Annotated in this window: 26 protein-coding genes and 1 tRNA gene; all 27 read right to left on the bottom strand. The window is 56.5% G+C overall.

Going from position 1 to position 19,007, the window contains the following annotated elements:
- Window positions 1–2 precede the first annotated feature (2 nt).
- Complete coding sequence (locus AACY08_RS10700) at window positions 3–194, bottom strand: hypothetical protein (RefSeq protein WP_339469405.1); 192 nt, start codon at window positions 192–194, stop codon at window positions 3–5.
- An 85-nt stretch (window positions 195–279) separates the two neighbouring features.
- Window positions 280–666 (bottom strand): phage tail assembly chaperone, encoded by a 387-nt coding sequence (locus tag AACY08_RS10695; RefSeq protein WP_339469404.1) that lies wholly within the window; start codon window positions 664–666, stop codon window positions 280–282.
- Entirely contained in the window at window positions 663–2,621 is a 1,959-nt protein-coding gene (locus AACY08_RS10690; protein WP_339469402.1) for a phage tail-collar fiber domain-containing protein, read from the bottom strand. The genes AACY08_RS10695 and AACY08_RS10690 overlap by 4 nt, the downstream gene beginning before the upstream one ends.
- Window positions 2,622–3,251: a phage tail protein I gene (locus AACY08_RS10685; RefSeq protein WP_339469401.1), complete on the bottom strand. Its 630-nt coding sequence runs from the start codon at window positions 3,249–3,251 to the stop codon at window positions 2,622–2,624. It lies immediately after the preceding gene.
- Entirely contained in the window at window positions 3,248–4,243 is a 996-nt protein-coding gene (locus tag AACY08_RS10680) for a baseplate J/gp47 family protein (RefSeq protein ID WP_339469400.1), read from the bottom strand. The genes AACY08_RS10685 and AACY08_RS10680 overlap by 4 nt, the downstream gene beginning before the upstream one ends.
- Complete coding sequence (locus AACY08_RS10675) at window positions 4,240–4,572, bottom strand: phage baseplate protein (protein ID WP_339469398.1); 333 nt, start codon at window positions 4,570–4,572, stop codon at window positions 4,240–4,242. Before AACY08_RS10675 ends, AACY08_RS10680 begins: the two co-directional genes overlap by 4 nt.
- Window positions 4,573–4,581: 9 nt before the next feature.
- The gene (locus tag AACY08_RS10670; protein WP_339418269.1) at window positions 4,582–5,193 is read right to left on the bottom strand and encodes a phage baseplate assembly protein V; all 612 of its coding nucleotides are present in this window, start codon (window positions 5,191–5,193) and stop codon (window positions 4,582–4,584) included.
- 3 nt (window positions 5,194–5,196) lie between these two features.
- Window positions 5,197–5,712 carry a hypothetical protein gene (locus AACY08_RS10665; protein WP_339469396.1) on the bottom strand — a complete coding sequence of 172 codons (516 nt, stop codon included), beginning with the start codon at window positions 5,710–5,712 and terminating at the stop codon, window positions 5,197–5,199.
- 21 nt (window positions 5,713–5,733) lie between these two features.
- The gene (locus AACY08_RS10660) at window positions 5,734–6,078 is read right to left on the bottom strand and encodes a phage holin family protein (protein WP_339418273.1); all 345 of its coding nucleotides are present in this window, start codon (window positions 6,076–6,078) and stop codon (window positions 5,734–5,736) included.
- 597 nt (window positions 6,079–6,675) lie between these two features.
- A complete protein-coding gene (locus AACY08_RS10655) occupies window positions 6,676–7,419 on the bottom strand; it encodes a LexA family transcriptional regulator (protein ID WP_339469394.1) in 744 nt (247 codons plus the stop codon).
- A gap of 544 nt (window positions 7,420–7,963) precedes the next feature.
- Window positions 7,964–8,698 (bottom strand): DUF6998 domain-containing protein, encoded by a 735-nt coding sequence (locus AACY08_RS10650; RefSeq protein ID WP_339469392.1) that lies wholly within the window; start codon window positions 8,696–8,698, stop codon window positions 7,964–7,966.
- Between the two features lie 67 nt (window positions 8,699–8,765).
- Complete coding sequence (locus AACY08_RS10645; RefSeq protein ID WP_339469391.1) at window positions 8,766–9,161, bottom strand: hypothetical protein; 396 nt, start codon at window positions 9,159–9,161, stop codon at window positions 8,766–8,768.
- A 268-nt stretch (window positions 9,162–9,429) separates the two neighbouring features.
- Window positions 9,430–9,807: an Ltp family lipoprotein gene (locus AACY08_RS10640; RefSeq protein WP_339469390.1), complete on the bottom strand. Its 378-nt coding sequence runs from the start codon at window positions 9,805–9,807 to the stop codon at window positions 9,430–9,432.
- A 206-nt stretch (window positions 9,808–10,013) separates the two neighbouring features.
- Entirely contained in the window at window positions 10,014–10,187 is a 174-nt protein-coding gene (locus tag AACY08_RS10635; protein ID WP_162844267.1) for a hypothetical protein, read from the bottom strand.
- A 109-nt stretch (window positions 10,188–10,296) separates the two neighbouring features.
- Window positions 10,297–10,566, bottom strand: a complete 270-nt coding sequence (locus AACY08_RS10630; protein ID WP_339469388.1) for a hypothetical protein — start codon at window positions 10,564–10,566, stop codon at window positions 10,297–10,299.
- Window positions 10,567–10,722: 156 nt separating this feature from the next.
- Complete coding sequence (locus tag AACY08_RS10625; protein ID WP_047229944.1) at window positions 10,723–11,010, bottom strand: hypothetical protein; 288 nt, start codon at window positions 11,008–11,010, stop codon at window positions 10,723–10,725.
- A gap of 93 nt (window positions 11,011–11,103) precedes the next feature.
- On the bottom strand, window positions 11,104–11,439 hold the full coding sequence (locus AACY08_RS10620) for a hypothetical protein (RefSeq protein ID WP_339469387.1): 336 nt from the start codon (window positions 11,437–11,439) through the stop codon (window positions 11,104–11,106).
- 99 nt (window positions 11,440–11,538) lie between these two features.
- Window positions 11,539–11,994 carry a surface-adhesin E family protein gene (locus tag AACY08_RS10615; RefSeq protein WP_339469386.1) on the bottom strand — a complete coding sequence of 152 codons (456 nt, stop codon included), beginning with the start codon at window positions 11,992–11,994 and terminating at the stop codon, window positions 11,539–11,541.
- Window positions 11,991–12,617 carry a hypothetical protein gene (locus AACY08_RS10610; RefSeq protein ID WP_339469385.1) on the bottom strand — a complete coding sequence of 209 codons (627 nt, stop codon included), beginning with the start codon at window positions 12,615–12,617 and terminating at the stop codon, window positions 11,991–11,993. Before AACY08_RS10610 ends, AACY08_RS10615 begins: the two co-directional genes overlap by 4 nt.
- Window positions 12,618–12,954: 337 nt before the next feature.
- Entirely contained in the window at window positions 12,955–13,707 is a 753-nt protein-coding gene (locus AACY08_RS10605) for a DUF2971 domain-containing protein (protein WP_339469383.1), read from the bottom strand.
- Window positions 13,708–13,809: 102 nt separating this feature from the next.
- On the bottom strand, window positions 13,810–14,646 hold the full coding sequence (locus tag AACY08_RS10600) for a nucleotide-binding protein (protein ID WP_339469382.1): 837 nt from the start codon (window positions 14,644–14,646) through the stop codon (window positions 13,810–13,812).
- A 112-nt stretch (window positions 14,647–14,758) separates the two neighbouring features.
- Window positions 14,759–15,421 carry a site-specific integrase gene (locus AACY08_RS10595; RefSeq protein WP_339469381.1) on the bottom strand — a complete coding sequence of 221 codons (663 nt, stop codon included), beginning with the start codon at window positions 15,419–15,421 and terminating at the stop codon, window positions 14,759–14,761.
- 115 nt (window positions 15,422–15,536) lie between these two features.
- Complete coding sequence (locus tag AACY08_RS10590) at window positions 15,537–16,331, bottom strand: DNA adenine methylase (protein ID WP_339469380.1); 795 nt, start codon at window positions 16,329–16,331, stop codon at window positions 15,537–15,539.
- Between the two features lie 283 nt (window positions 16,332–16,614).
- A tRNA-Gly gene (locus AACY08_RS10585) sits at window positions 16,615–16,693 on the bottom strand.
- A 63-nt stretch (window positions 16,694–16,756) separates the two neighbouring features.
- Window positions 16,757–17,296 carry a lysis system i-spanin subunit Rz gene (locus AACY08_RS10580; RefSeq protein ID WP_339469378.1) on the bottom strand — a complete coding sequence of 180 codons (540 nt, stop codon included), beginning with the start codon at window positions 17,294–17,296 and terminating at the stop codon, window positions 16,757–16,759.
- The gene (locus AACY08_RS10575; RefSeq protein WP_339469377.1) at window positions 17,278–17,841 is read right to left on the bottom strand and encodes a glycoside hydrolase family 19 protein; all 564 of its coding nucleotides are present in this window, start codon (window positions 17,839–17,841) and stop codon (window positions 17,278–17,280) included. Before AACY08_RS10575 ends, AACY08_RS10580 begins: the two co-directional genes overlap by 19 nt.
- 62 nt (window positions 17,842–17,903) lie before the next feature.
- On the bottom strand, window positions 17,904–18,947 hold the full coding sequence (locus AACY08_RS10570; protein WP_339469376.1) for a phage late control D family protein: 1,044 nt from the start codon (window positions 18,945–18,947) through the stop codon (window positions 17,904–17,906).
- Window positions 18,948–19,007 lie beyond the last annotated feature (60 nt).

Genomic DNA, 19,007 nt, shown 5'->3' with positions numbered 1-19,007 from the left:
GATCAGTCAGCCTTCTTGGTGGTGGCCTTTTTGGCCGGGGTGGGGTTGAGGACGCTGGTCAGTTCCAGGCGGCCGGCGGTGCGCAGGGCGGAGGCTTCGACGTCCAGGAGGTCGAGTTCCTGACCGACGGAAGACCAATGGCCGGCGCCGGTGGGGAATGGGATGAGGACGGTGTAGGTTTGGCGGGTGGGCATATGCAGGATCTCCAGGCACAAAAAAGCCGCTCGAAGCGGCGGATATCAAGATCGGGAAAGAAAACGCCCCGTCAGTGCGGGGCGTTTATTCGGTGTGGTCTGCGATCCAGCGCGGTAACATTGGGCGATGTGCACTATCTGGGAAGTCAGACGATTGGGGCCAAGCACGCAATGCCTGCATATAGGCCAACAACTCAACGAACTGCTCACTGGATAATGTCGTATCCACACCCAACTCCTGCTGGTCACGGTGACGCTCGCGCAGCCATGTAACCGACGTCAGCTCAGCGTTCCGCCAAGCTCTTTCGGTGACTCGCTGGTCGTCAGATGAACGAACAGGAACACTCCAGATGCCATCCTCCGAGGCAATATGATCGGGAGAGGGGCGATCACTCTGCATGAGCAACCAGCCTTCCGGGCAAACGCCTCCTACCTGCTGAAAAGCACTCTTCACCTCTGCATAAACGTTCATGCAATCACCCCCTTCAATCGCCATACAAGGACACGGCAAGGCAGCGGCGATACGATAGTGGTTGCCGTTACCAAAAATGGAGCTCCGGATAAGGAGTTCGGATAGATCAGCCCGGTCATTCCGGTTTGAACAACAATCGAATTGCCCATTTGATTGGCCTGCACGCCATGACCGTAACGGTCAGGGCCGCCTATGCCGCTGTAATGATCCCCAAACTCAGGGTTTGCCCACTCTCCGTTGTAGAGAACTTGCGCAGTGCAAAACACGTGATAGCCAGGAAAGGGGTTCGCGGCGATGTAGCGACTATTAACCGCAACGCCTCCCGGGCTCGCCTTGCTGCCACCGCCCGGATAAATAACAGCGAAGTCAGCCATATTTGACAGATTGGATACCTCTAGCGCTAGCGCACTGATGTCTATCTGCCCCTGATTGACGGGAGCGTTCCATGCTTTGATACACCACATGACTGCCAGGTTGCGTGGCCGTGATGTACCCACCATCCAAGTCGGGTCGCTCGGCACGACAGTAGGTGTATCCCCTGTCAGTACAACCTTTACCCCAGGCCATACGCCCATAGTAGTAGGATCAAGCCCATATTCACCGACGCCCTGGGAGGCTGTGGGCGCATGCGAGGTGACCCCCTGACCGCTGGATGGCAGATCAGCGACTACTAGCGTTCCATGTTGATTGCTTCCGAGAGAGCGAGACGGGTCAGTGCCCCGACCGTGATCCCAACCTCGTAGGAACTCGCCACGCGACTCGGGGAGTCGGAAATAGCCGGCTGGCTCAACACCTGTGTTGTAAGCCGCTCCAAGATAAGCAGCCAAATCCGGGAAGGCCGCGATGCTTTGCAAACTACCATCCAGCTCCAAATAACCTGGAGGAACGGCGGCTTTTGGGAATGGAACAATCGAACCCACTGGAACCGCAGACTTCAATGCATCGAGTTCGCTGACAAGTGCTGCAATGTCGATGCTTCCATGATTAATTGGCGCATTCCAGGCTTTGATGCACCACATAACGGCCAAATTACGTGGGCGTGTTTCATCCGAGCCAGTGATGCCCGTCTTCATATCCGTTACTGCGCCGTTAACCCAAGCCGCAGCTGCACCACCTCCAGTTGGATTTGTACTGCCATAGGAGCCACCCGACCACATAGCGTGATCGTGCCTTTGCAAAGAATGAGCCTGGCCGCTACCGATCATACGACCCGTATCAACACCACGCCCATGGTCCCAGCCGCGCAAGAACTCTCCACGCGACTCCGGCAGTCGAAAATTCCCAGCTCCTTCGTCTCCTTTATTGAAAACCGCACCAAGAAACTTCGCCAAGTCCGGATATGCCGAAGCACTCTTCACGCTCCCATCAACTTCCAGGAACCCCGCCGGAACCTTATCAACAGGAAACGCAACCATCGCCCCCACCGGCAACGCCGAAGACTGAGCAATCAACGTCTCAATCTCAGCCTTGGAATACGTCCCCTTCCCCAGATAATCCATCACCCAAGCCCGAGTCGCCTTCACCACCGTGTCATCAATCAACAACGTCACGATCGCCGCATTACTCGTCTCAAAGATCGAGCGAATATAAAACTCTTTCCCCGACCCCGACGTCGCCAGCACCGGTTTATACGACTCCGGATACTTAACCACGGCATACAAAATCCCGGTATCCGTCCACAGCCCGGCTTCGCGCACATACCAGCCGCCCACATCCGACGGGATGGTGACTTCAGCCATCAACCAATTAGCGTTTTTCTCATCTTGAAACAGCGCGCTCAAAGGCCCGCGCCAAACTTCGCGTTTCAGCGCTTTTGCGCTGGCGTCAGGGTTATAGACGGCGCCGTTGCCGTCGCCGACGGAAATGTGCGCCAGTTTGATCGGTACGCCGGCAGCCTTGCAGGCGGTTTCGTAGGCGATCCCCGCGTCGGTGAGCAGGGTGTAATAGTCAGCCATTTAGTGCTCCTGTGGATAAAGGGTGGTGGTTTCGACGGTGTAGAGGCCGACCGCCATAAAGGCGCGCCCGGAGGCTTGTATCCCTGCCAGGACGTTGGGGTAAATCGTGGTGAGTTCGCCGCACAGCGTGGCGGCGCCGATGCTGTGGCGGCCAGAGGCGCTAAGGCCCACGGAGATCGAAAGGATGTCGCGCTCGCTTTTGGCGTCGGCCAGACGGCGGTCGAGCCGGGCGTCGATGGCTTCGCTGTAGGGCTGTTCGGTCCAGGCCCGTACGGCAAAGCTGTAGGGCACGGCTCTGGGGGTTTGCTCGTACCAGGCGCGCACTTCGGGGCTGAGTTGCAGGCCTTTGGCGGCGTTCTCCAGAGCTTGGCGGGTGCCGGCTTGGCGGGCGGTGGGCCAGGCGAGTTTGACGGTCAGGCGCTTCTCGGCTTCGGGGGCCGTGGTGCTCCATTCGTTCACCGCACGGTCCGCGGCCAGGTAGGGCAAGAACGCTGCAGGCGTACGATCCGGGTCCATCAGTTGAGGGAAAGGTGGCGTGACCCGCTCCAGTAAATGGCCAAAACCCAGGTCCAAGGCTTTTTCCAACGGTGAGCTATTGGCCGGCAACAGGCTCGCTTTGGGCTCACTCATAGCGTGCGCACCTCCACCTCGACGCCCGTGCAATACGGGGCCTGGAACGCCGAACTGATGATCGGCTCCAGCGGTTCGAGGATCTGCAGTTGCGCGGCACCTGCGCTGTGGATCGCGTAGTCGATCCAGCTCGGGTCAACCCGCCCTTCAAGGCGATGGCAGGAGTCGGCGTAGGTTTGCAGTAGTTGCTGCGCAGCGACTTGGGTCAACCCCGAATCGGGGCCGGCGTTGATCTTGGCCACGACGCGAATTTTGTAGGGCTGAATCTGCGCACCCTGGACGCTGACGAGGTCAGTCTCCGGGCGTACATCCGGCCGTGCGAAATGGCGACGAACACCGTCAAGCAAACCGGCGGACGGTGTGCCATCTCCGTCTCTTGAAAGCACGGTGACCATCACTTCGCCAGGGGCGGTGCGCCGACCATTGCCGTCCTTGACCTGAGCCGCATAGCCGTCCGGGTCGAAGGTGTAGCTGACGGTCACCACGCCGGGCGTGGCGCTTTGCACCTTGACCGAAGGCCGCTCGCCAAGGGTGAACACCTCACGGCGATACTGCATCCGCGACCCCGCCGCCGGGGCATGCGGTGCCAGGTAGTAACGCAGGCGGGCGTCGTCGTCGCTCTCCAGAATCGGCAGCACCGGCGGGAAAGCCGCTGGGTCGCCGGGGTCGAGTACTTGGCGCTCCAGGCCCATATCGGCCAGGCGCGCATCCAGGTTGCTGCCGGTCGCCCACCACGCCAACATCTGCTTGATGCGGGCGTTGTACTTGCGCTCATGGGTTTGCAGGCGCACGCAAAACGCCTCCAGGGCCAGGGTCAGCAGTTCGCTTTCGTTGTCGAGACTGACCTTGAGTTTGACGGCGCTTTGCGGCGCTCGGGTGGCCACGTAATCGACGACGAAGGCCTTGAATTCAGCCAACAAAGGTTCGAACTCATCGACCGCGATAATCGCCGGTTCCGCCAGTTGGTTCTGGCCAGGGATCAACATGCTCATGTCACGACCTCGAAAGATTGTTGGCGGTTTTTCCAGGTGCCGGCAAAACGCAGCAACAGGCCGGCGCCCTGGCGGGTGGCGACGATGACCTGGGGGTGAAAATCGGCGATGCCGTTCTGGGTGTTGTAGAACGCCTGAGCGGCGTGGCTTTGGGCGAGGATCAGCACGTCGTCGCCAAGGTTCTGGCCAAGCAGTTGTGGGACCAGCGACCCGTACAGCGGACGCTTCTGCCGCGTGCCCACGGGAGTGGTCAGCGCTCGGGTGGCGCGCTGCACGAACTGCAGCCAGTCATCGACGGCTGCCCCGGTGTTCCTATCGATTCCGATCATGGCAAATCCTTATGCGCTACTGATCACGCGGCCTTGGTGATCCACCACCGGGCCGCTCAAATGCACACCGGCAGCATCCAGCAATAAGCCGCAGGCGCCGAGTTGCAGGGTGATGCTCTGGGCATTCATCGTCAGGCTGGCGGCGCCGACCTTGACGTCGACCTGTTCGCGGGAGCCGCTGAACGTGGTTGGGCCGTTAACCCAGTTGAAGACGTGGCTGGCGTCGTCGTAATCGCTTTGGGTGCCGTCCTGATGGCGACGTCGCGTCAATGAGGTAACACCGGAAACAGGCGGAAAGAGACTACTGTTGAGGCCGAACAAGGCTACGGACTGCGCGCCCCCTTCCCCGCCGCCGTAGTTGAGCAGCAAGCATTGTTCACCCACTGACGGGATACGGGTTTCCGTTTGCGCCCCAGCGCTCGGGTTAAAAAACCGGATCGCCGGGCTGAGCAAATCTCCGTGGCTGACCTTGCAGGTATTGCTGGCGGCGTCGACCTCCTGACACACGCCAATGCGGCAGAAACTTTCTGCGCGTCGATACAAGTCTTCGAGCTGGGCTTCCATTTCCGCCAAACGCTCGACAATCGGCCCCAACTGCATGCGTAACAATGCGTCAAACATGGGCTACTCCTGCAGCGGGCGATATTGGTCCGGATCGTCGATGTCGGAGACTTCCCAGGTGCGAGCAAACAGCGGTTTGCCTGTGGGATCTTCGAGCAGCGACGGGCCGAGGTAGATGTTTTGGGTAAAGGACACGGTCCAGGTGTCGTAGTCCGTTTCCGCCCCGTTAAGACCAGAAGGCGCCGCGACAATCGTGGCGGGCAAATCGCACTGATCGGGCGGCAGGCCCCAACGGTTATCCAGGGCCAGGTCCATCAATTGGCTGGCCAGGTCGCAGGCGTCAAAGGGCGCGGACCCGCTGGCGACCATGGCCTTGAGTGAAACCGACAAAGCGTGTGCCTTGCGCCCGGCAAGGGAGCGCCCCCCCGGGCCGTTGCGCTCCACGCTGATCAAAATCCCGGTTCTATCTCCTGTTCCGGAGAAGTCCTGGTGGTTGCCTACTAGCAGTTGTGGGAAAGCGCTTTTCAGCGCGTCCGCAATCGCCACAGGCAGTTGGGAAGGTTTTTCGAGAAGTGTCATCTGCTTGCATCCTTGCAGCGGTTACTGCTGATCCGGGCGAGAGTTCGGGGGCTCGTTGACCCCAATGCGCTTGGCCGCCCAGCGTTCATAGAGCCCGATGGCCACGTCCGCGCCGGCCATGGCGGTCAGGCAACCTATGGCGCCGGCGGTCCAGATCGACATGCCGGCGGCGTAGCACAGCATCAACGCCGATACCCCGCAGACCATGCACGCCCCGGACCGCAGCGCCAGGCGCCGGATCAGCGACCAACCGCGGGCGCCCTCCTTGTCGGCGCGCCACATTTCGCCGGACACCCCACCCACCAGGGCCAGTGCGATCACCAGCCAGATAGGCATTTCCGCTAACACTTGCTGCTCGTTTGTCATGTCACGCCTCCTGGCTGAGCCTGCCGGCAAAGGGCCGGTTTCTGGGTAAATCCATTTACAGGTAGGCATTCCAAAAAGCCCGGTTGCCCGGGCTTTTCAGTAATGCGGTCCCGCTTCGAACTGTCGGCGCTACTGGCGCGGTACGGTTCTTTCATCAATTTTTTCCGACCACGATCCCTGTCTGCCGGATAACTGCTTCTGGTGCTTTACGCTGCACACCCGGGTCAGTTGCCAACCCTCTGAACCGTTGAGGCCGGTTCATCGCTGCCTGTTCTTGTAATGCGGTGAAACTAAAGAGCGTCGGCATCCTTGCCGGTGTTACCTGGCGTCCCTGCCATCGCTCAGATGGCATCCTTGCCGATGTTGCGTGCCGTCCTTGTCTTCCTTGGCAGCATCCTTGCCGCCTCCACCAGGCCTTGTTGGCTGGCTTGAGATGAAGAATATGCATGTATGCATATACAGTCAATGCACAAATGCATTTATTTTTACCATTAAAATGCATTAATGCATTTTCAGCCTTGCACACCGAGGGTTTGGGGATTTTCTACGGGCGAAAAAAAACCCGCGCATTGGCGGGCTTCGTCTTACGTGAGGAGGTTATCGGGCGTACATACCCCACCAGAACACATGACCGAGGATGCTGATCTGCTCATCCTGGATGTCCTGAAAGCTGTAGTCCTCATCCGGATGCTCATCACGGTTGAAACTGCGTAGGCGAATCCCGGAAGGCAGGCGATAGAGCTGTTTCACGCGCAGTTGGCCATTGTGATTGATGGCGTACAGGTCGCCATCGACGATATCACCAATGCCACTCTTGCCCGCATTCACCCCAACCGTCGCGCCATCACGCAACACCGGCAACATACTGTTGCCGCGCACCGTCACACACTTGGCCTGGTCGAACTGCACACCGTTATGCCGCAGGCTGCGCTTGCCAAATCGCAGGCTGGCCTTCTCGCTTTCCTCGATGACGAATCTTCCTGATCCAGCAGCCAATTCAACCTCGCGCAGAAAAGGGATCGACACCTCGTCATCATTAACGGGCGTGTCGTCGTCCCACAGGCTTATGTCCTTGAGTTCCGAATGCATCGGGTCGCGCCCGTCATCGTGCAAAGCCCCCACCGCCGCGCGGCCGCGCAGTTGGTCGGTGCTCACGCGGAAGTACCCGGCGATGCGCGAGATGTGCTTGTCCGACGGATCAACGATCTTGCCGCTGAGGATCCGGGACAACGTGGATTGAGGCACGCCGGTACGCCGGTGAAGCTCCGTGGGGGAGATCCGGTCGCGGTCCAGCAGCTCGCGTAAGACTATAGAAACGTTGCGTTTTTGCATAACGGGCATAGTGACGGGAGTTTTTGGGGCTGGCAAATGCTAATTTGCATTTTTATGCATAAATCATGCATTTACCAGGCCGACCTACCTATCTTGATGTGGACTGCGAACCCCCGACCTCGCGTGTTAATCTTGCGCCCATTGCAAAATCAGCTGGGCCGAGCGCCCCACCTTTGCCCCATCACTTTCAACGAATTTGCCTATAACCTAATGAGTAAAAACAGCTCCGATCTGTCCTCCCACACGCCGATTGTGTAGGGGTATGGGGGCAGTTTTGATGGATACGCCCGTGGTTGCTGGCCCTACCGCCCGCCCGCATCTGATTGCATAAATGCACAATTGGCATTGGATGGCATAGATTGGCGTACGGTTTGCCCCATTTTTGCCCCATGGATACCGCTAGGGTTCAGCCTATCCCTCGATCCGATGATGGATTAGACGTAGGGCGTCTGTACCCTCTGCTCTGCTTGAGCAGAAGGACAAGCGTTTCTCTTGTAGCAATTTCTAAGCATTCACATAGTTCAGGCATACCAAATCACACATCCTCGATTGCTCAGTCAAGGGGCTGCTTCTTGCGATCAACGCCACCAACCTTTTTCCAAGCTTCAAAACGATGGGTTGCCGCGCCGAAGCTAATCGCCATCTCCGCACCAACGGCATTCCTACTTTTACCAGCATCAAACAGCCGATAGCAGACCTCAACACCACGATCAGTTAGCTTGCCGTTTTCGAGCTTGTTCGCTGGCTCGTGATAATCGATCATCAGGTCATCAGATGGGCATGACAGCAGCGCCGAAAGGGGTTTGTGGTTCATAGCCGCTACCGGCACTCGCTCCCAGCGCAGCTTACTGATTGCTTTGAATTGGCTGATAGCGACTGACCCACGCTCGTTCCTAGCTTTAGATCCAGATCTAGTCAGTAGTGCCTCAACAGCCGGCCTAGCCGCTTCATATATTTGGAATGCGTTGTAATCAGCATCGAGCAGCACTAAAAGAACCGTATCAAAGGACTGCTTTAAATCGATCGAACCAACCCGAGCTCCTCGCATTCGAGGATTGGAGAAATACCGACCCTTGATTTGGATCTTGCGAGTCGACCCGTCTCTTGTTTCCGTCGCGTCATACCCCGCTTGCCTAGCTAACTCCAATTTAAGATTGAGGATTCGAGCAGCCTCATACTCCGCAACCTCACCCGTGACACCCAGCGGCTTGCCTGTGAGGTGATAATACCGCCGAGCAAGGACCTTAGCGTCGCTCAGGATCTGGTAAACCTCATCGGTTGCTTCCATGCTTTTTCCTAGGTCCGGACGATAGAAGGCGCAGGCTTCACTGCAAGCCGCGCCTCAGCTAGTCTGCTTATGACTTAGAAAACGACACTGTATACAGCGAGCTTTCGGCTTCAACAGATCGGCCCGCAGTGCCCACCGAGAAGGCCTCTCCCTTTTCGAATTTGGCATCGCCGTTCTTTGCAGCTTCCTGAGGATCAGTAATCAGCCAACCATAAAGGGTATGCGGCGCGGGCGTGTTACCCATGCAGACCTTCAGCGCGGCCTTGGTCCCGCTCGCATCTTTAACATCGGCGCTGACGCAATCACCGTCTGGAACGGTCAACACAAACTCGTGAGGACCAGCAGGGGTTTTAGCCATTACCTGCACTTTCCACAGGGTCGGGGTTTGGTCTGCCTGGGCAGCCAGTGAGACGCTGGCGAGGAGAGTGGCCGCCAAAAAGCTGCTGATGCAAGGGACTTTCATTCTTTCATTTCCTTCTTGGCTTACCGGCCTTCCCGGTGCCTTTACGTCCTCGGCCCCGGCTTTTGAGGACCGAGGCTTGGGGTGTAGCGGGCGACTTTTCCTACTGGTTCACGTTGTCCGCAGCGGTACGCCCCAAATCCGCGCGGGCAAACCATGCTTGGTGCATGGTATTGGTCAACTTCTTGCTATTTCATCCCAACCGCCTAGAACGATAGTTGTAGGCAAATTCGATAATTCCAATGTAACTATTGTTTGAACCACGCCGTTTTTAGCAACCATCTGCATGTTTTGCCCCGTAGGTTGCTTGTTCCACCGTGTATTTTTCTCCAGCACTTGAGGAAAGTTGCTTAATGAGGCCTTTGCACGAGAAGCCCATCATATTGAGATACTGCTTCGCCGACCTAACCGCCTGCTGGTTCCAATCAATGTTCATGCTGTCCACTGCTTTCGTAGCGTCAGAAACGTCGAAACCCTCTCCAGCATCAGATGAAAGCTGATGAATAAGCCCATTCCGTGAGAAGCCCGTCATGCTGAGATACTGCTTCGCTGATCTGACCGCATTATTTTGAGGCCCAGTCAAATCTCCAGCCCATGAGGGCCCAGCGGTAAAAAAAGTGACAGCCAATATTACTTTTAAAAAATTCATCGAAATATCTCCAGAACCTACGCAGCGCCTCTAACGGCCTTAAATTTTTGTCTTACGGTTCAACGTTTCCGTGACTACTGCGTGTCTTTGAGGAAGATGTGAGAGGAGGCCTGGCCGACGATGCTGACAGCGCGAATTCGCGCAAAGGCATCATTCCCGACGTGCAAAAGGCTCGTTCGCGAGCCACCCGTTCAAATTAAACTGTGTCACTCTCCATGTTCAAAACAATCACCTTGATCCAGCTCGTCATCATCATTGTTTCTTTGATAAGCGTCGTTGTTTGGATTGAGTTGGTTGGAGTGATTATCCATGCTTGAGTCATAAGCATCGTTGTTCGGGTTCATGCTGTCACTACGGTCATCATTAGGTGTTCTGCTCATTTTTTTGCTCCATTCGTAATGGCGTTTGCTGTGCGAAAAGCGTCCCTCTTTATGAGCTTAGCCCACACCTGCGGGCTTGTGGATGCAACGGACTTTCCGTTACTGGCTTTCACATATGTGGGGATGTGGATCTGGCGCCCAGGGTCTCGGCGCGCACGACAGCCATGGAGCCAATCAGCAGATTGAACGCACCGCGCTCCTCGACGCTGATCAGCGTCGGGTGCAGCGCCTCTAAGCGGGCATACAAGGCCGCCTGCTGCGCCTGCCCGGCCGCCAGGTCGGTGACCTGGCCCAGCGCTGCAATGGCCTGATGCATGGCGATCAGGTCGGTCAGACGGGAATGCTCGAAGCTGTTTGGCGAAGTCGGGGCGTTGCTCATCGACGGGGTTCCTTTGCAGATACGGAGGGGGTTGGTTCTACTGCCACTGCCAAGCAGATGCTGGGCTTGAGCGGGGTTTTCCATTGTGACTGTGACTGTCGGTAGCCGACTCGCTGAATCGGCTCTCGTCAGGCCCCCTAAGCAAGGCGTGCCGAATCACTCCTTGATCAGAACACCCCAGTTTATGTCGTCACGTTCTTCAACAACGATATTGATGCCGCAGAAAAGTTGTTCTCCAACGCGGGTGTAGCTGAAGAGACGCGTCTTAACGACACCTTTCACGCTGACATGCCCCTCCATGGCAGGGACATGCACGAAATCCCCAACGTTGGGTATGAGAGCGAAACCCGATTCACTTTCAAACTCTACGCCGACGACATCTCCGTCATCCGAAGGGCGCTGATGACCTGCGTGCAGTTGCTGATAGTCGATGCTGTACTTCACATTTCTCTCCTTGAATTGGGGTACACAACGTGCGTCCCTTTTACGGCCCCAGCCCAGCATGGGCTGGGCTTGGGCGGTACCGCGTTTTCCTTCCTATACGCGCTGGACGTCCAACTGTATGGCTAATGCGTTGGCCGCCTGCAATTCACCATGTAGTTTCAGGTTCGTGTTTGCGGTGATTTCAATGCCCTTGTCTCCGACAAAATCGACCCAACCCTCTTGCACAACTCCGTCGATGACCCGCTTAACTTGAAAACCTGGCTCCCCCGATGCATGCAAAGCAGCATCAATCGCGAGTGGGTCTGTACTATCGGTTCGAAATACCTTTTCAACTTCAACAACGGAAACACTGCAACCCGCTGCGACCACGCCTTCGGCCGCTGCGATGGTGATGTGTTTCTCGATGGCTCTGCGAGCTACTAAGTCCATGATCATCTCCTATACCAATGGTTGCCAGGTCTTACCTGGTGCAACTTTCAGAGGTATTAGCTTCTTCCCTTCAAACCAAATAACTCTCGATCTACGGGCCTACTTCGCGCTCGCTGTGCCCAGTAGCCCGCCATCTACCCCACAGGCCATCTCGCGCAAATCTCCAATCACCGACTGCCGGGGGAACGCTCGCCATTGAGCTTTTTCAGGTTTTTTTGTCACCTCGACGCCCAATGCAAAGGGCTCGGAAAAGTAGACACGCTCAATGTCGGTGACTTCATCGCGCTCGCAGTTGATCACCCTTGTCGCCCGGGAACTACTTATGGTGTGTTTGAGCGACTCAATGAACAAGGGCTGTTTGTAGTTATTGATCAGGTAGAACTGACGCAAATGCGGGTTGTTGTCGTACAGGGTGAGTGACTTGGCCGAAAAGTAGGTGATCACATCAGCCGTTTCGACCAGTTTGAACATTTCCGGTGGTTTGGCCGGAACCTGCGGCTGATGTGCACAACCACTCAACGCAACCACGCTTGCCAGTGCCAACAGCAACTTCATTGTGCTCCCCTCCGTGCCAGATCGGGCCGTTCCTGGCGGAGCAGCGCGTCGTCGACGCCCCCCTGAATGGAACACATCAGCAGCGACTTGCCGTCTTCATCACCGAGCATCACCACCTTCTCGGCGCTGCCAGGAGCAGGAGCGATACCCAAGGCAGCCGCTGGGTTCGGCTGCCAAGAGCCCGTAGCAGTCAATTTGATTTGCGGGTTGGAAATATAAAAGTCACCGGCCTTTCGCCAGCCAGCCTGAGGTGTCGCGGCCATTATTTTTTCGCGCGATTCTTCGATCTCAAATCCCCAGAAGTAGTAAGTGCCCTCCTCACCCAGATCGAAGTAATGGTCGTAGAACCCCGTAAGGTGCAAGCCGTTTTCGATCACCGGTTTGGAAAAGGTAATGGTAGCCTTGGCGCGATCGGCGCGATCCGGCACGATAATCCAGGCGAGAGCGTTGGCATCCCGTTCAACTTTGACCACCTTGCCCAACTCCGCACGATGCTCATACAGTGCGTTGAAAAATGAAGAGGTGCACTGCATTAGGCTTTCGGTGAGGGTGGCCGCATTTGCTGTGCTGGTCAGTGCAGTTAGCACAAGCGCGCTTAAAGCGGGGGCAAAATCCATTTTCATAAGAGTTCTCGGTAAAGGTTAAAAGTAGAAGGCATGCCAGACCAATAGTGGCCGAATGTGAGGGAGCCACGCCCCTCACGCGTTTAAATTTTGATGCGACTTTCGTAGTTGCTACCAATAGGTCACGCTGTAACCGATTTCCGTGCTATTCGTCGGTTTGAGGAATGTCGTCAACGCGAACCCAATCGGAGCCGTTCAAAACCCCGCATTTGGACCAAATCGTCCCGTCATCACAAAGAGCAACAAGCTCGGTTTCCTGCGATGGCTCGGAGTCCTCACCTTCGAATCCTGCGAAGCGGAGCGCCTGAATCTGAATTACTTTTCGCATGTCGTTTTCCTAGAATACTGTGCGGGCGTCTGGCACGATCTTGAATGACTGAAATGCCAGCCTTGCCTTGAATACAACGGCGTTTGGGAAATGGGATTTAACGCTTTGTCTGACCGATTCAATAGGCTCCTTGCACAACGGTCCGAGGATCACCTCTGCCAGTTGAACATCGCCACTAATTGGCCAGAAATGAAGCGACCCATCGGTTGAGGCATCTTTCAAATTTACGAAACGACGGTGTTCTTCCTCATACCGCCATCCTCCTGATTTTGTGCACAGCAACTGCTGTTGCAGTTCCTCGCTCAGTTCGTCTGGGATTGTTGTGGGGCCTAGCGCGGCGAGGATTCGTTCGTCCTGGTAACTGACCTGCTGAACCAGGCTGCGGCAAACGTTGAATCCCAGACAAATGCCTGTGTGCTTCTTGCCGTAGTGGCTCCACATTACAGGTTCCGACCAATCGCCAGCGAAGCACAGTAGGCCCATTGCAGAATGGCTTTCTTCTTTCCAGTTCCTGACGACCTTGCGCATTTTATGCTCTTTGAAATTCGCGCCGAGAAGCTCAAAGGGATCATTCAGGTCAGAAAAACGAGAAACTTTGACACGCCGTTTTTCTATGTTGCTGAGAGCGTGCTCAACGCTAGTAAGGTAGTACAAGCGGATCATCGAGTGATCGCTTGGTGGATGGCAGGCTACCGCACTACCCATATCTGATTTGTAGCCTGCGGCGATCCATTCGCCTCTGAACGATTCGTGGGTAGGCATGTTTCATTCCTTCGATTTAGCGGACGCGAAATAGGCGCCCTTCAACTGGCTTAGCCCCGACTGGCGGGCTTGTGGGCGCAGCGATAATTCCTGGGGGGCACGCTACCAGGAAGGGACTATGTAACCGCATTCGCGAAGCTCCTTTACTACCTCCCCTTTCCACCCCCCTGCCGGGTCTAAAGAGACATAGACCACACCACTGATATCATTAGGCGTCTCAATATGTCCCTTTACCAACGCACACACATTCTGTCTCCCGAGCTTGGCCATTAAATAGCCGTGCTCAAAGACCACATTTTGCCGAGCCCGATTGTTCGGTCGTACATTACTTTCGTGAGAGCCTCGACCCAAATCGCAGGGTGTATACAAAACGAGCGCGAAGTCAGCATCACCTGCATAGCGCTCTATCTTTTCTATGATTGTCATCCCTGCACTGGCTTGTTCGTGCAGAATGATCGCCATCAATCCCAAGCTTTCAACAAACCGACTTACTTCCTGCTTCGCCTCGTTGTCCCTGCCGTGAACGATGAAAACGTTTCGTTTATTTCTCTCAACAATTTTGTTCTGAGGAGTCGTGTGAGGCCACGATGAAAGCGGTTCTATCGAAGGAGCCATGACCGGGTTGGAAGCTTCGGACGACGTCAAAGCTTGACCCTGCTCAAGCGCATCCAGGAGAGGGGTAAACTGTTGCGAAAGATAGGTCCTGCGTTCGGCATAAGAAGCGAATTTTGGCTGAATGAAGCCCCAGAACGATTCAAGATCTCTGTGAAGTCTTAACCAAGACGGAAGTCTGCTACTTATCTCGCTATCGCCGAGCAACTTATGGCGAAGCTGTTGATATTCACCCGAATCGGCTGGCTTCCCGGTTGCATGAGCGATCAAGAGATTTTGCAAATAGCTAACCTCATCAAAGCGATTTTCCAAAAACTCTAAACTCATGATGCGCTTCCTTGTGATTCAAAAATTCCGCCGGCGCAGCCCCTCGCTTGATGATTCTTGGTCATCAATCGCGATCCCCCATTAGAGGTTTTGAATTCCGCCGCAGGGCTCATCAAATAATTCTCCTCACGATGTCACCAAGCCGCGCCGGGGCGCCTGCGCACAGCTTCTTCACGGCCTCAAGACTCTCAATCCCCAGTATTTCGCTGATGTGCCGCAAGTCGATGCCCCGACTCTTGAGCTTGACCGCAAGCGTCCGACGACCTGACTGCGCGCTGGCCCCCTCGATCCCTGCAAGACCGAACAACCGCGTATAGAGTCGGCTTAGTTGGTTCGCGCTGTAGTACGTCTTGCCGTCACGCCGCTGAGCGCTGATCTTCAACCCTTCGCCCGTACGCCCGGACACGAACAACGGCGACTCAGGATCAAGGCCACGAAAAGCCATAACCCTAGTTGAAACCCCATGACCGCGTGCAAGGCGTTCGGCAAGGTGCGCGTCTATGGCATTGGTCAACTTCTTGCTGGTCCAGCACAACGGCCTAGAACGATGGTTGTAGGCAATCTCTGCACGCACCTGAGAGTCGATCAGAACAGCGCCTGATTCTGTGAGGTAATCGCTCACGCGCAGGCGGCAAATTTCCGTCACGGTCATGCCGGTACCAAAGCATGTAAGCAGCAGCGCCGCATCGCGACCACCGTTCTCTTGGCTGCTCACTTTGGCGACTCTCACAGCGTGTTCAAGCTGTTCATCTTCGATAACAATCGCCTTGGGCATACTTCACTCTAAGTGCTAATTTAGCATCAATCCTAACATACCTGAAAGTGCGAAAGGCCGGAATTTCTCCCGACCCCTCAGCGTATTTCGTGTTCACGGAAAATGCCAGGGACACTCAGAACAGCCCTCCCAAAGCAGCCGGTTCCCAGTTCAAGATAACCAGCTCCCCGCTCACTTCAGCCCTACCCTGTCTTTGGTTGGCCGTGGTGTAGCGAATGTCCAGGGTCTCGAAGTGAAAGCCATTAAACACGCGTCGGATATCGGGATGGTCGTTGATACTGACCATCACCTTGCCCTTGCAGCGCCGCATGAAGTCGGCCATCCGTTCGTAGTTTTCAAACGGGAAGTCGACACCATAGCCGGCGGTCTGCCAGTAAGGCGGATCCATGTAGTGAAAGGTGTGTGCACGGTCGTAGCGCTCAGCACAGTCCAACCAAGGAAGGTTCTCAACGTAGGTGCCGGACAACCGCTGCCACGCAGCAGACAGGTTCTCCTCGATCCTCAGCAGATTGATGGCCGGGCCAGTAGTCGCGGTACCAAACGTCTGACCCGTCACCTTGCCGGCAAAAGCATGGTGCTGCAGATAGAAGAACCGCGCGGCACGCTGGATATCGGTGAGGGTTTCAGGGCGGGTCATCTTCTGCCATTCGAACACCTGGCGGGAACTGAGCGCCCATTTGAACTGGCGCACGAATTCTTCTAGGTGGTTCTGCACGACGCGGTACAGCGTCACCAGGTCGCCATTGATGTCGTTGAGGACTTCAACCGGAGCGGCCTGGGGACGCATGAAATAAAGCGCGGCGCCGCCGGCAAAAACTTCGACGTAGCATTCGTGGGGTGGGAAGAGCGGGATAAGGCGGTCGGCCAGGCGGCGTTTGCCGCCCATCCAAGGGACGATGGGTGTAGACATAGAAGCAAGACCTTTGCTGTATGAATAAACAGTGCTAGGCTCGCTCCGCTTTGTGCACGAAGCAGGAGCCTTGGCTGGACTTGCAGGGACGTTCTGCGGGAACAGCGTCCATGGCAGATGTTGACGCAGCTGCCATGGACGCTCTTTTGATTGAGTAGATGTATCTGGGCCGAGCGGTGTCAGGACTATCCTGCGGAGCTCTCAGTCGACGTAGCTCAATTCGGGAATTAGCTTTAATCGAGACGAAAAAAAACCTTCGATTAACGAAGGCTTTAGTAATAAGTGGGGGGGACGGGACTCGAACCCGTACGCCTTGCGGCACCGATTTGGTAAAACGGCGTGTCTACCAATTCCACCACCCCATTGACGCGCCCATTAGAGCATGGCAAAAGGCCACTCGTCAACAATATTGAGTTGAGCGCACGTTAATTTGAACGCAGCTCGCTGACGTAGGATTGACATGCCCTCAAGGCGATAAGTCCTTGATCACCCTGGTCGGTGATTCCGATAATTCGTTGAGCATGCGCTGGGTCAAGTTGGGCTCTTGTGGGGCCATGAACCACGCGGCCGGTGGTGGTAGTGGTTGGCACTGAACAGATGCTGTTGGCGTCGGTGGCGGCGAGTACGACTGACAACCGCAGATCAGCAGTAGCCAAGCGATCACGCAGACGAGCTTGCTTCGTTTGCTCATCGGTCAATTCCCTGTGGTGGGTTTCATCTTTGTTCTGCAGACGTTGTTCCAGCGCGAAACGCTTGTCCTGCTCGGTACGCTGCAGGGAGGCAGAGGCTTGGGATATTTCTTTGAGCGTGTCGGCCTGGAGCCTGGCTTGGCGCTCCAGTTGAAGACCGTAGCGCCAGCCTTGAATGGTCCAGGCCAAAGCTGCAGATCCGGCCGCCAATAACACCAACAACAAACCGACTGCAGCGAACCGGTATGGCGCGGGGATCAGGTCGAAGAGACGCATAACACCGCCCTCGCCCTGCCCCACAGCTGCAGCCGATCTTCCAGGCCGTTGAGCCCGCCGTTGATCCGACGGGTGATGGTGGTGAACTGATTTTGATCGGCGAGTGCGTTCAGCCCGTTCACCGACCAGAACCACGCTGCCGACTCAGCAGCCCATTGCGGCAGCTCGAGCAGCTCAGGCGTGCGCAGCAAACGTTCATCACCAAACAGGGCCAGGCTGCAGCGCAAGTAGTTATCGTGACCGGTGATCTGGATCAGCCCGCGTCCGCGATAGCGTTGACCGTCACCGTCAGTTGCAGGCGTGTTCCCAAGCTTTGCGGCCAGCGGACCGGTGTCGTACTTGCTGAGGTATTGATCGCTCCCCAATTCACGCACGTACTGCAGTTGGCCGGACTCATGGCCGACCTGGGCCAGGAATGCCGCCTGGCGTTTCGGCGTGTCGATCTTGCGGTTGGTCATGGCTGCGTTCAGCGCGGAAACAAAAACGCCCGCTTGGCGGCGGGCGTTGGGCATGATGCGTAGTAGTTGTTGCTCGGTAATGGACATCGCTTTTTCCCAGGCAAAAAAAGGCCGCTCGATGGCGGCGGGTGGTGGAGCAGATCAATTAGTTACAGCTCTAGAACCTTCACTTCCTTGGATTTCTTCGTCTTCTTGCTTTTGGCTTTGGCCTTGCCCTTCTTGCCGCCATTGCACTCAACCGTGGTAGACCAGCCCGCCTGGGTGAATACCTGCTCGACCGAGTCGACCAGGTATTCACCATCGATGCCGGCTTTGAAGCCAGTGGCGTTCACCGACCGCTCGGCAAACAGGTCGGTACGACCAGGCATCTCGAGGCGCACCCCCGCCGAGGACCGATTGAAGGCAGTCAGCCGGGCTTTGGCCGCCTGTTCCGCTGCGGTTTTGTTGGGGTAGATATGACGGTCTGTGTGCACCGCAGGCAGCCCGTCGGGCGCATCCGTGTTGTCCAGGCTGATCAGCGTCAGCTCACCGCTTTTCTTGTCCTGATGCCTGGTGGCTACCGCCTTGTGCGTGTTGCGATCGCCTAAGCGGAACTGCCACCGACTGACATCGGCGGGCGTGATGGTGACGGCGCCCAAGGCCTTGCCGCTCGCACTGGTGCCGCCGTCGCGGGTCATGACAATCAACTTCCCATCGGCCACCTTAGCCGTGCAGTCGTGCTGCTTGGCAATGCGGGTGATGAAGTTGAAATCAGACTCGCTGAGCTGGTCAGCCCGGGGCACATTTGTGGAGACGTTGCACACCGGCGTCCAGCCGTTGCGGGCAGCCACGTCGGCTACGATCTTGGACAGTGGCACATCTTCCCAGCTACCGCTGCGCACCGTCTTTCCGGTACCGCGCATGTCGCCGGCCTTGCCGCGCACGACGATGGTGTTAGGCGGGCCGGATATCTCGACCTCATCTACCATGTAGCGGCCCAGCCGCACCATGGACGTTTCGGCATAGCCCAGGTAGATCTCAATGCCGGCGCCGCGCTTGGGCAGCGCCACGGCGCTGTCGCGGTCATCGATGCGCAGCTCGAAGTCGTCCGACTCCATGCCAGGTTTGTCAGTGGTTTTCAGCAGTAACAGGCGGTCATTGATCAGCACAGTAATGTCCTTACCGTCTGCAACGACGCGAAAGCGAGGGGTCATGGTTCACCCAGTTACCCCGCCAACGCGGGGGAATGTTGGCGGCCGTTACGCGTAACGGAA

Origin of the sequence: Pseudomonas sp. EL_65y_Pfl1_R83 (assembly GCF_963970695.1) — a bacterium.
Taxonomy (GTDB): domain Bacteria; phylum Pseudomonadota; class Gammaproteobacteria; order Pseudomonadales; family Pseudomonadaceae; genus Aquipseudomonas; species Aquipseudomonas tritici.
Note: the sequence above shows the minus strand (reverse complement) of the source record. Positions and strands in the feature narration are given on the sequence as shown.

Coding starts and splice junctions, on each gene's coding strand:
- AACY08_RS10630 (WP_339469388.1), bottom strand. CDS start 10,566: ATGAGCAACGCCCCGACTTCGCCAAACAGCTTCGAGCATTCCCGTCTG.
- AACY08_RS10570 (WP_339469376.1), bottom strand. CDS start 18,947: ATGACCCCTCGCTTTCGCGTCGTTGCAGACGGTAAGGACATTACTGTG.
- AACY08_RS10655 (WP_339469394.1), bottom strand. CDS start 7,419: ATGCCCGTTATGCAAAAACGCAACGTTTCTATAGTCTTACGCGAGCTG.
- AACY08_RS10695 (WP_339469404.1), bottom strand. CDS start 666: ATGAACGTTTATGCAGAGGTGAAGAGTGCTTTTCAGCAGGTAGGAGGC.
- AACY08_RS10670 (WP_339418269.1), bottom strand. CDS start 5,193: ATGTTTGACGCATTGTTACGCATGCAGTTGGGGCCGATTGTCGAGCGT.
- AACY08_RS10675 (WP_339469398.1), bottom strand. CDS start 4,572: ATGATCGGAATCGATAGGAACACCGGGGCAGCCGTCGATGACTGGCTG.
- AACY08_RS10595 (WP_339469381.1), bottom strand. CDS start 15,421: ATGCCCAAGGCGATTGTTATCGAAGATGAACAGCTTGAACACGCTGTG.
- AACY08_RS10610 (WP_339469385.1), bottom strand. CDS start 12,617: ATGAAAATGGATTTTGCCCCCGCTTTAAGCGCGCTTGTGCTAACTGCA.
- AACY08_RS10590 (WP_339469380.1), bottom strand. CDS start 16,331: ATGTCTACACCCATCGTCCCTTGGATGGGCGGCAAACGCCGCCTGGCC.
- AACY08_RS10645 (WP_339469391.1), bottom strand. CDS start 9,161: ATGAAAGTCCCTTGCATCAGCAGCTTTTTGGCGGCCACTCTCCTCGCC.
- AACY08_RS10580 (WP_339469378.1), bottom strand. CDS start 17,296: ATGCGTCTCTTCGACCTGATCCCCGCGCCATACCGGTTCGCTGCAGTC.
- AACY08_RS10615 (WP_339469386.1), bottom strand. CDS start 11,994: ATGAAGTTGCTGTTGGCACTGGCAAGCGTGGTTGCGTTGAGTGGTTGT.
- AACY08_RS10700 (WP_339469405.1), bottom strand. CDS start 194: ATGCCCACCCGCCAAACCTACACCGTCCTCATCCCATTCCCCACCGGC.
- AACY08_RS10600 (WP_339469382.1), bottom strand. CDS start 14,646: ATGAGTTTAGAGTTTTTGGAAAATCGCTTTGATGAGGTTAGCTATTTG.
- AACY08_RS10575 (WP_339469377.1), bottom strand. CDS start 17,841: ATGTCCATTACCGAGCAACAACTACTACGCATCATGCCCAACGCCCGC.
- AACY08_RS10680 (WP_339469400.1), bottom strand. CDS start 4,243: ATGAGCATGTTGATCCCTGGCCAGAACCAACTGGCGGAACCGGCGATT.
- AACY08_RS10690 (WP_339469402.1), bottom strand. CDS start 2,621: ATGGCTGACTATTACACCCTGCTCACCGACGCGGGGATCGCCTACGAA.
- AACY08_RS10635 (WP_162844267.1), bottom strand. CDS start 10,187: ATGAGCAGAACACCTAATGATGACCGTAGTGACAGCATGAACCCGAAC.
- AACY08_RS10665 (WP_339469396.1), bottom strand. CDS start 5,712: ATGACACTTCTCGAAAAACCTTCCCAACTGCCTGTGGCGATTGCGGAC.
- AACY08_RS10620 (WP_339469387.1), bottom strand. CDS start 11,439: ATGGACTTAGTAGCTCGCAGAGCCATCGAGAAACACATCACCATCGCA.
- AACY08_RS10605 (WP_339469383.1), bottom strand. CDS start 13,707: ATGCCTACCCACGAATCGTTCAGAGGCGAATGGATCGCCGCAGGCTAC.
- AACY08_RS10660 (WP_339418273.1), bottom strand. CDS start 6,078: ATGACAAACGAGCAGCAAGTGTTAGCGGAAATGCCTATCTGGCTGGTG.
- AACY08_RS10640 (WP_339469390.1), bottom strand. CDS start 9,807: ATGAATTTTTTAAAAGTAATATTGGCTGTCACTTTTTTTACCGCTGGG.
- AACY08_RS10685 (WP_339469401.1), bottom strand. CDS start 3,251: ATGAGTGAGCCCAAAGCGAGCCTGTTGCCGGCCAATAGCTCACCGTTG.
- AACY08_RS10650 (WP_339469392.1), bottom strand. CDS start 8,698: ATGGAAGCAACCGATGAGGTTTACCAGATCCTGAGCGACGCTAAGGTC.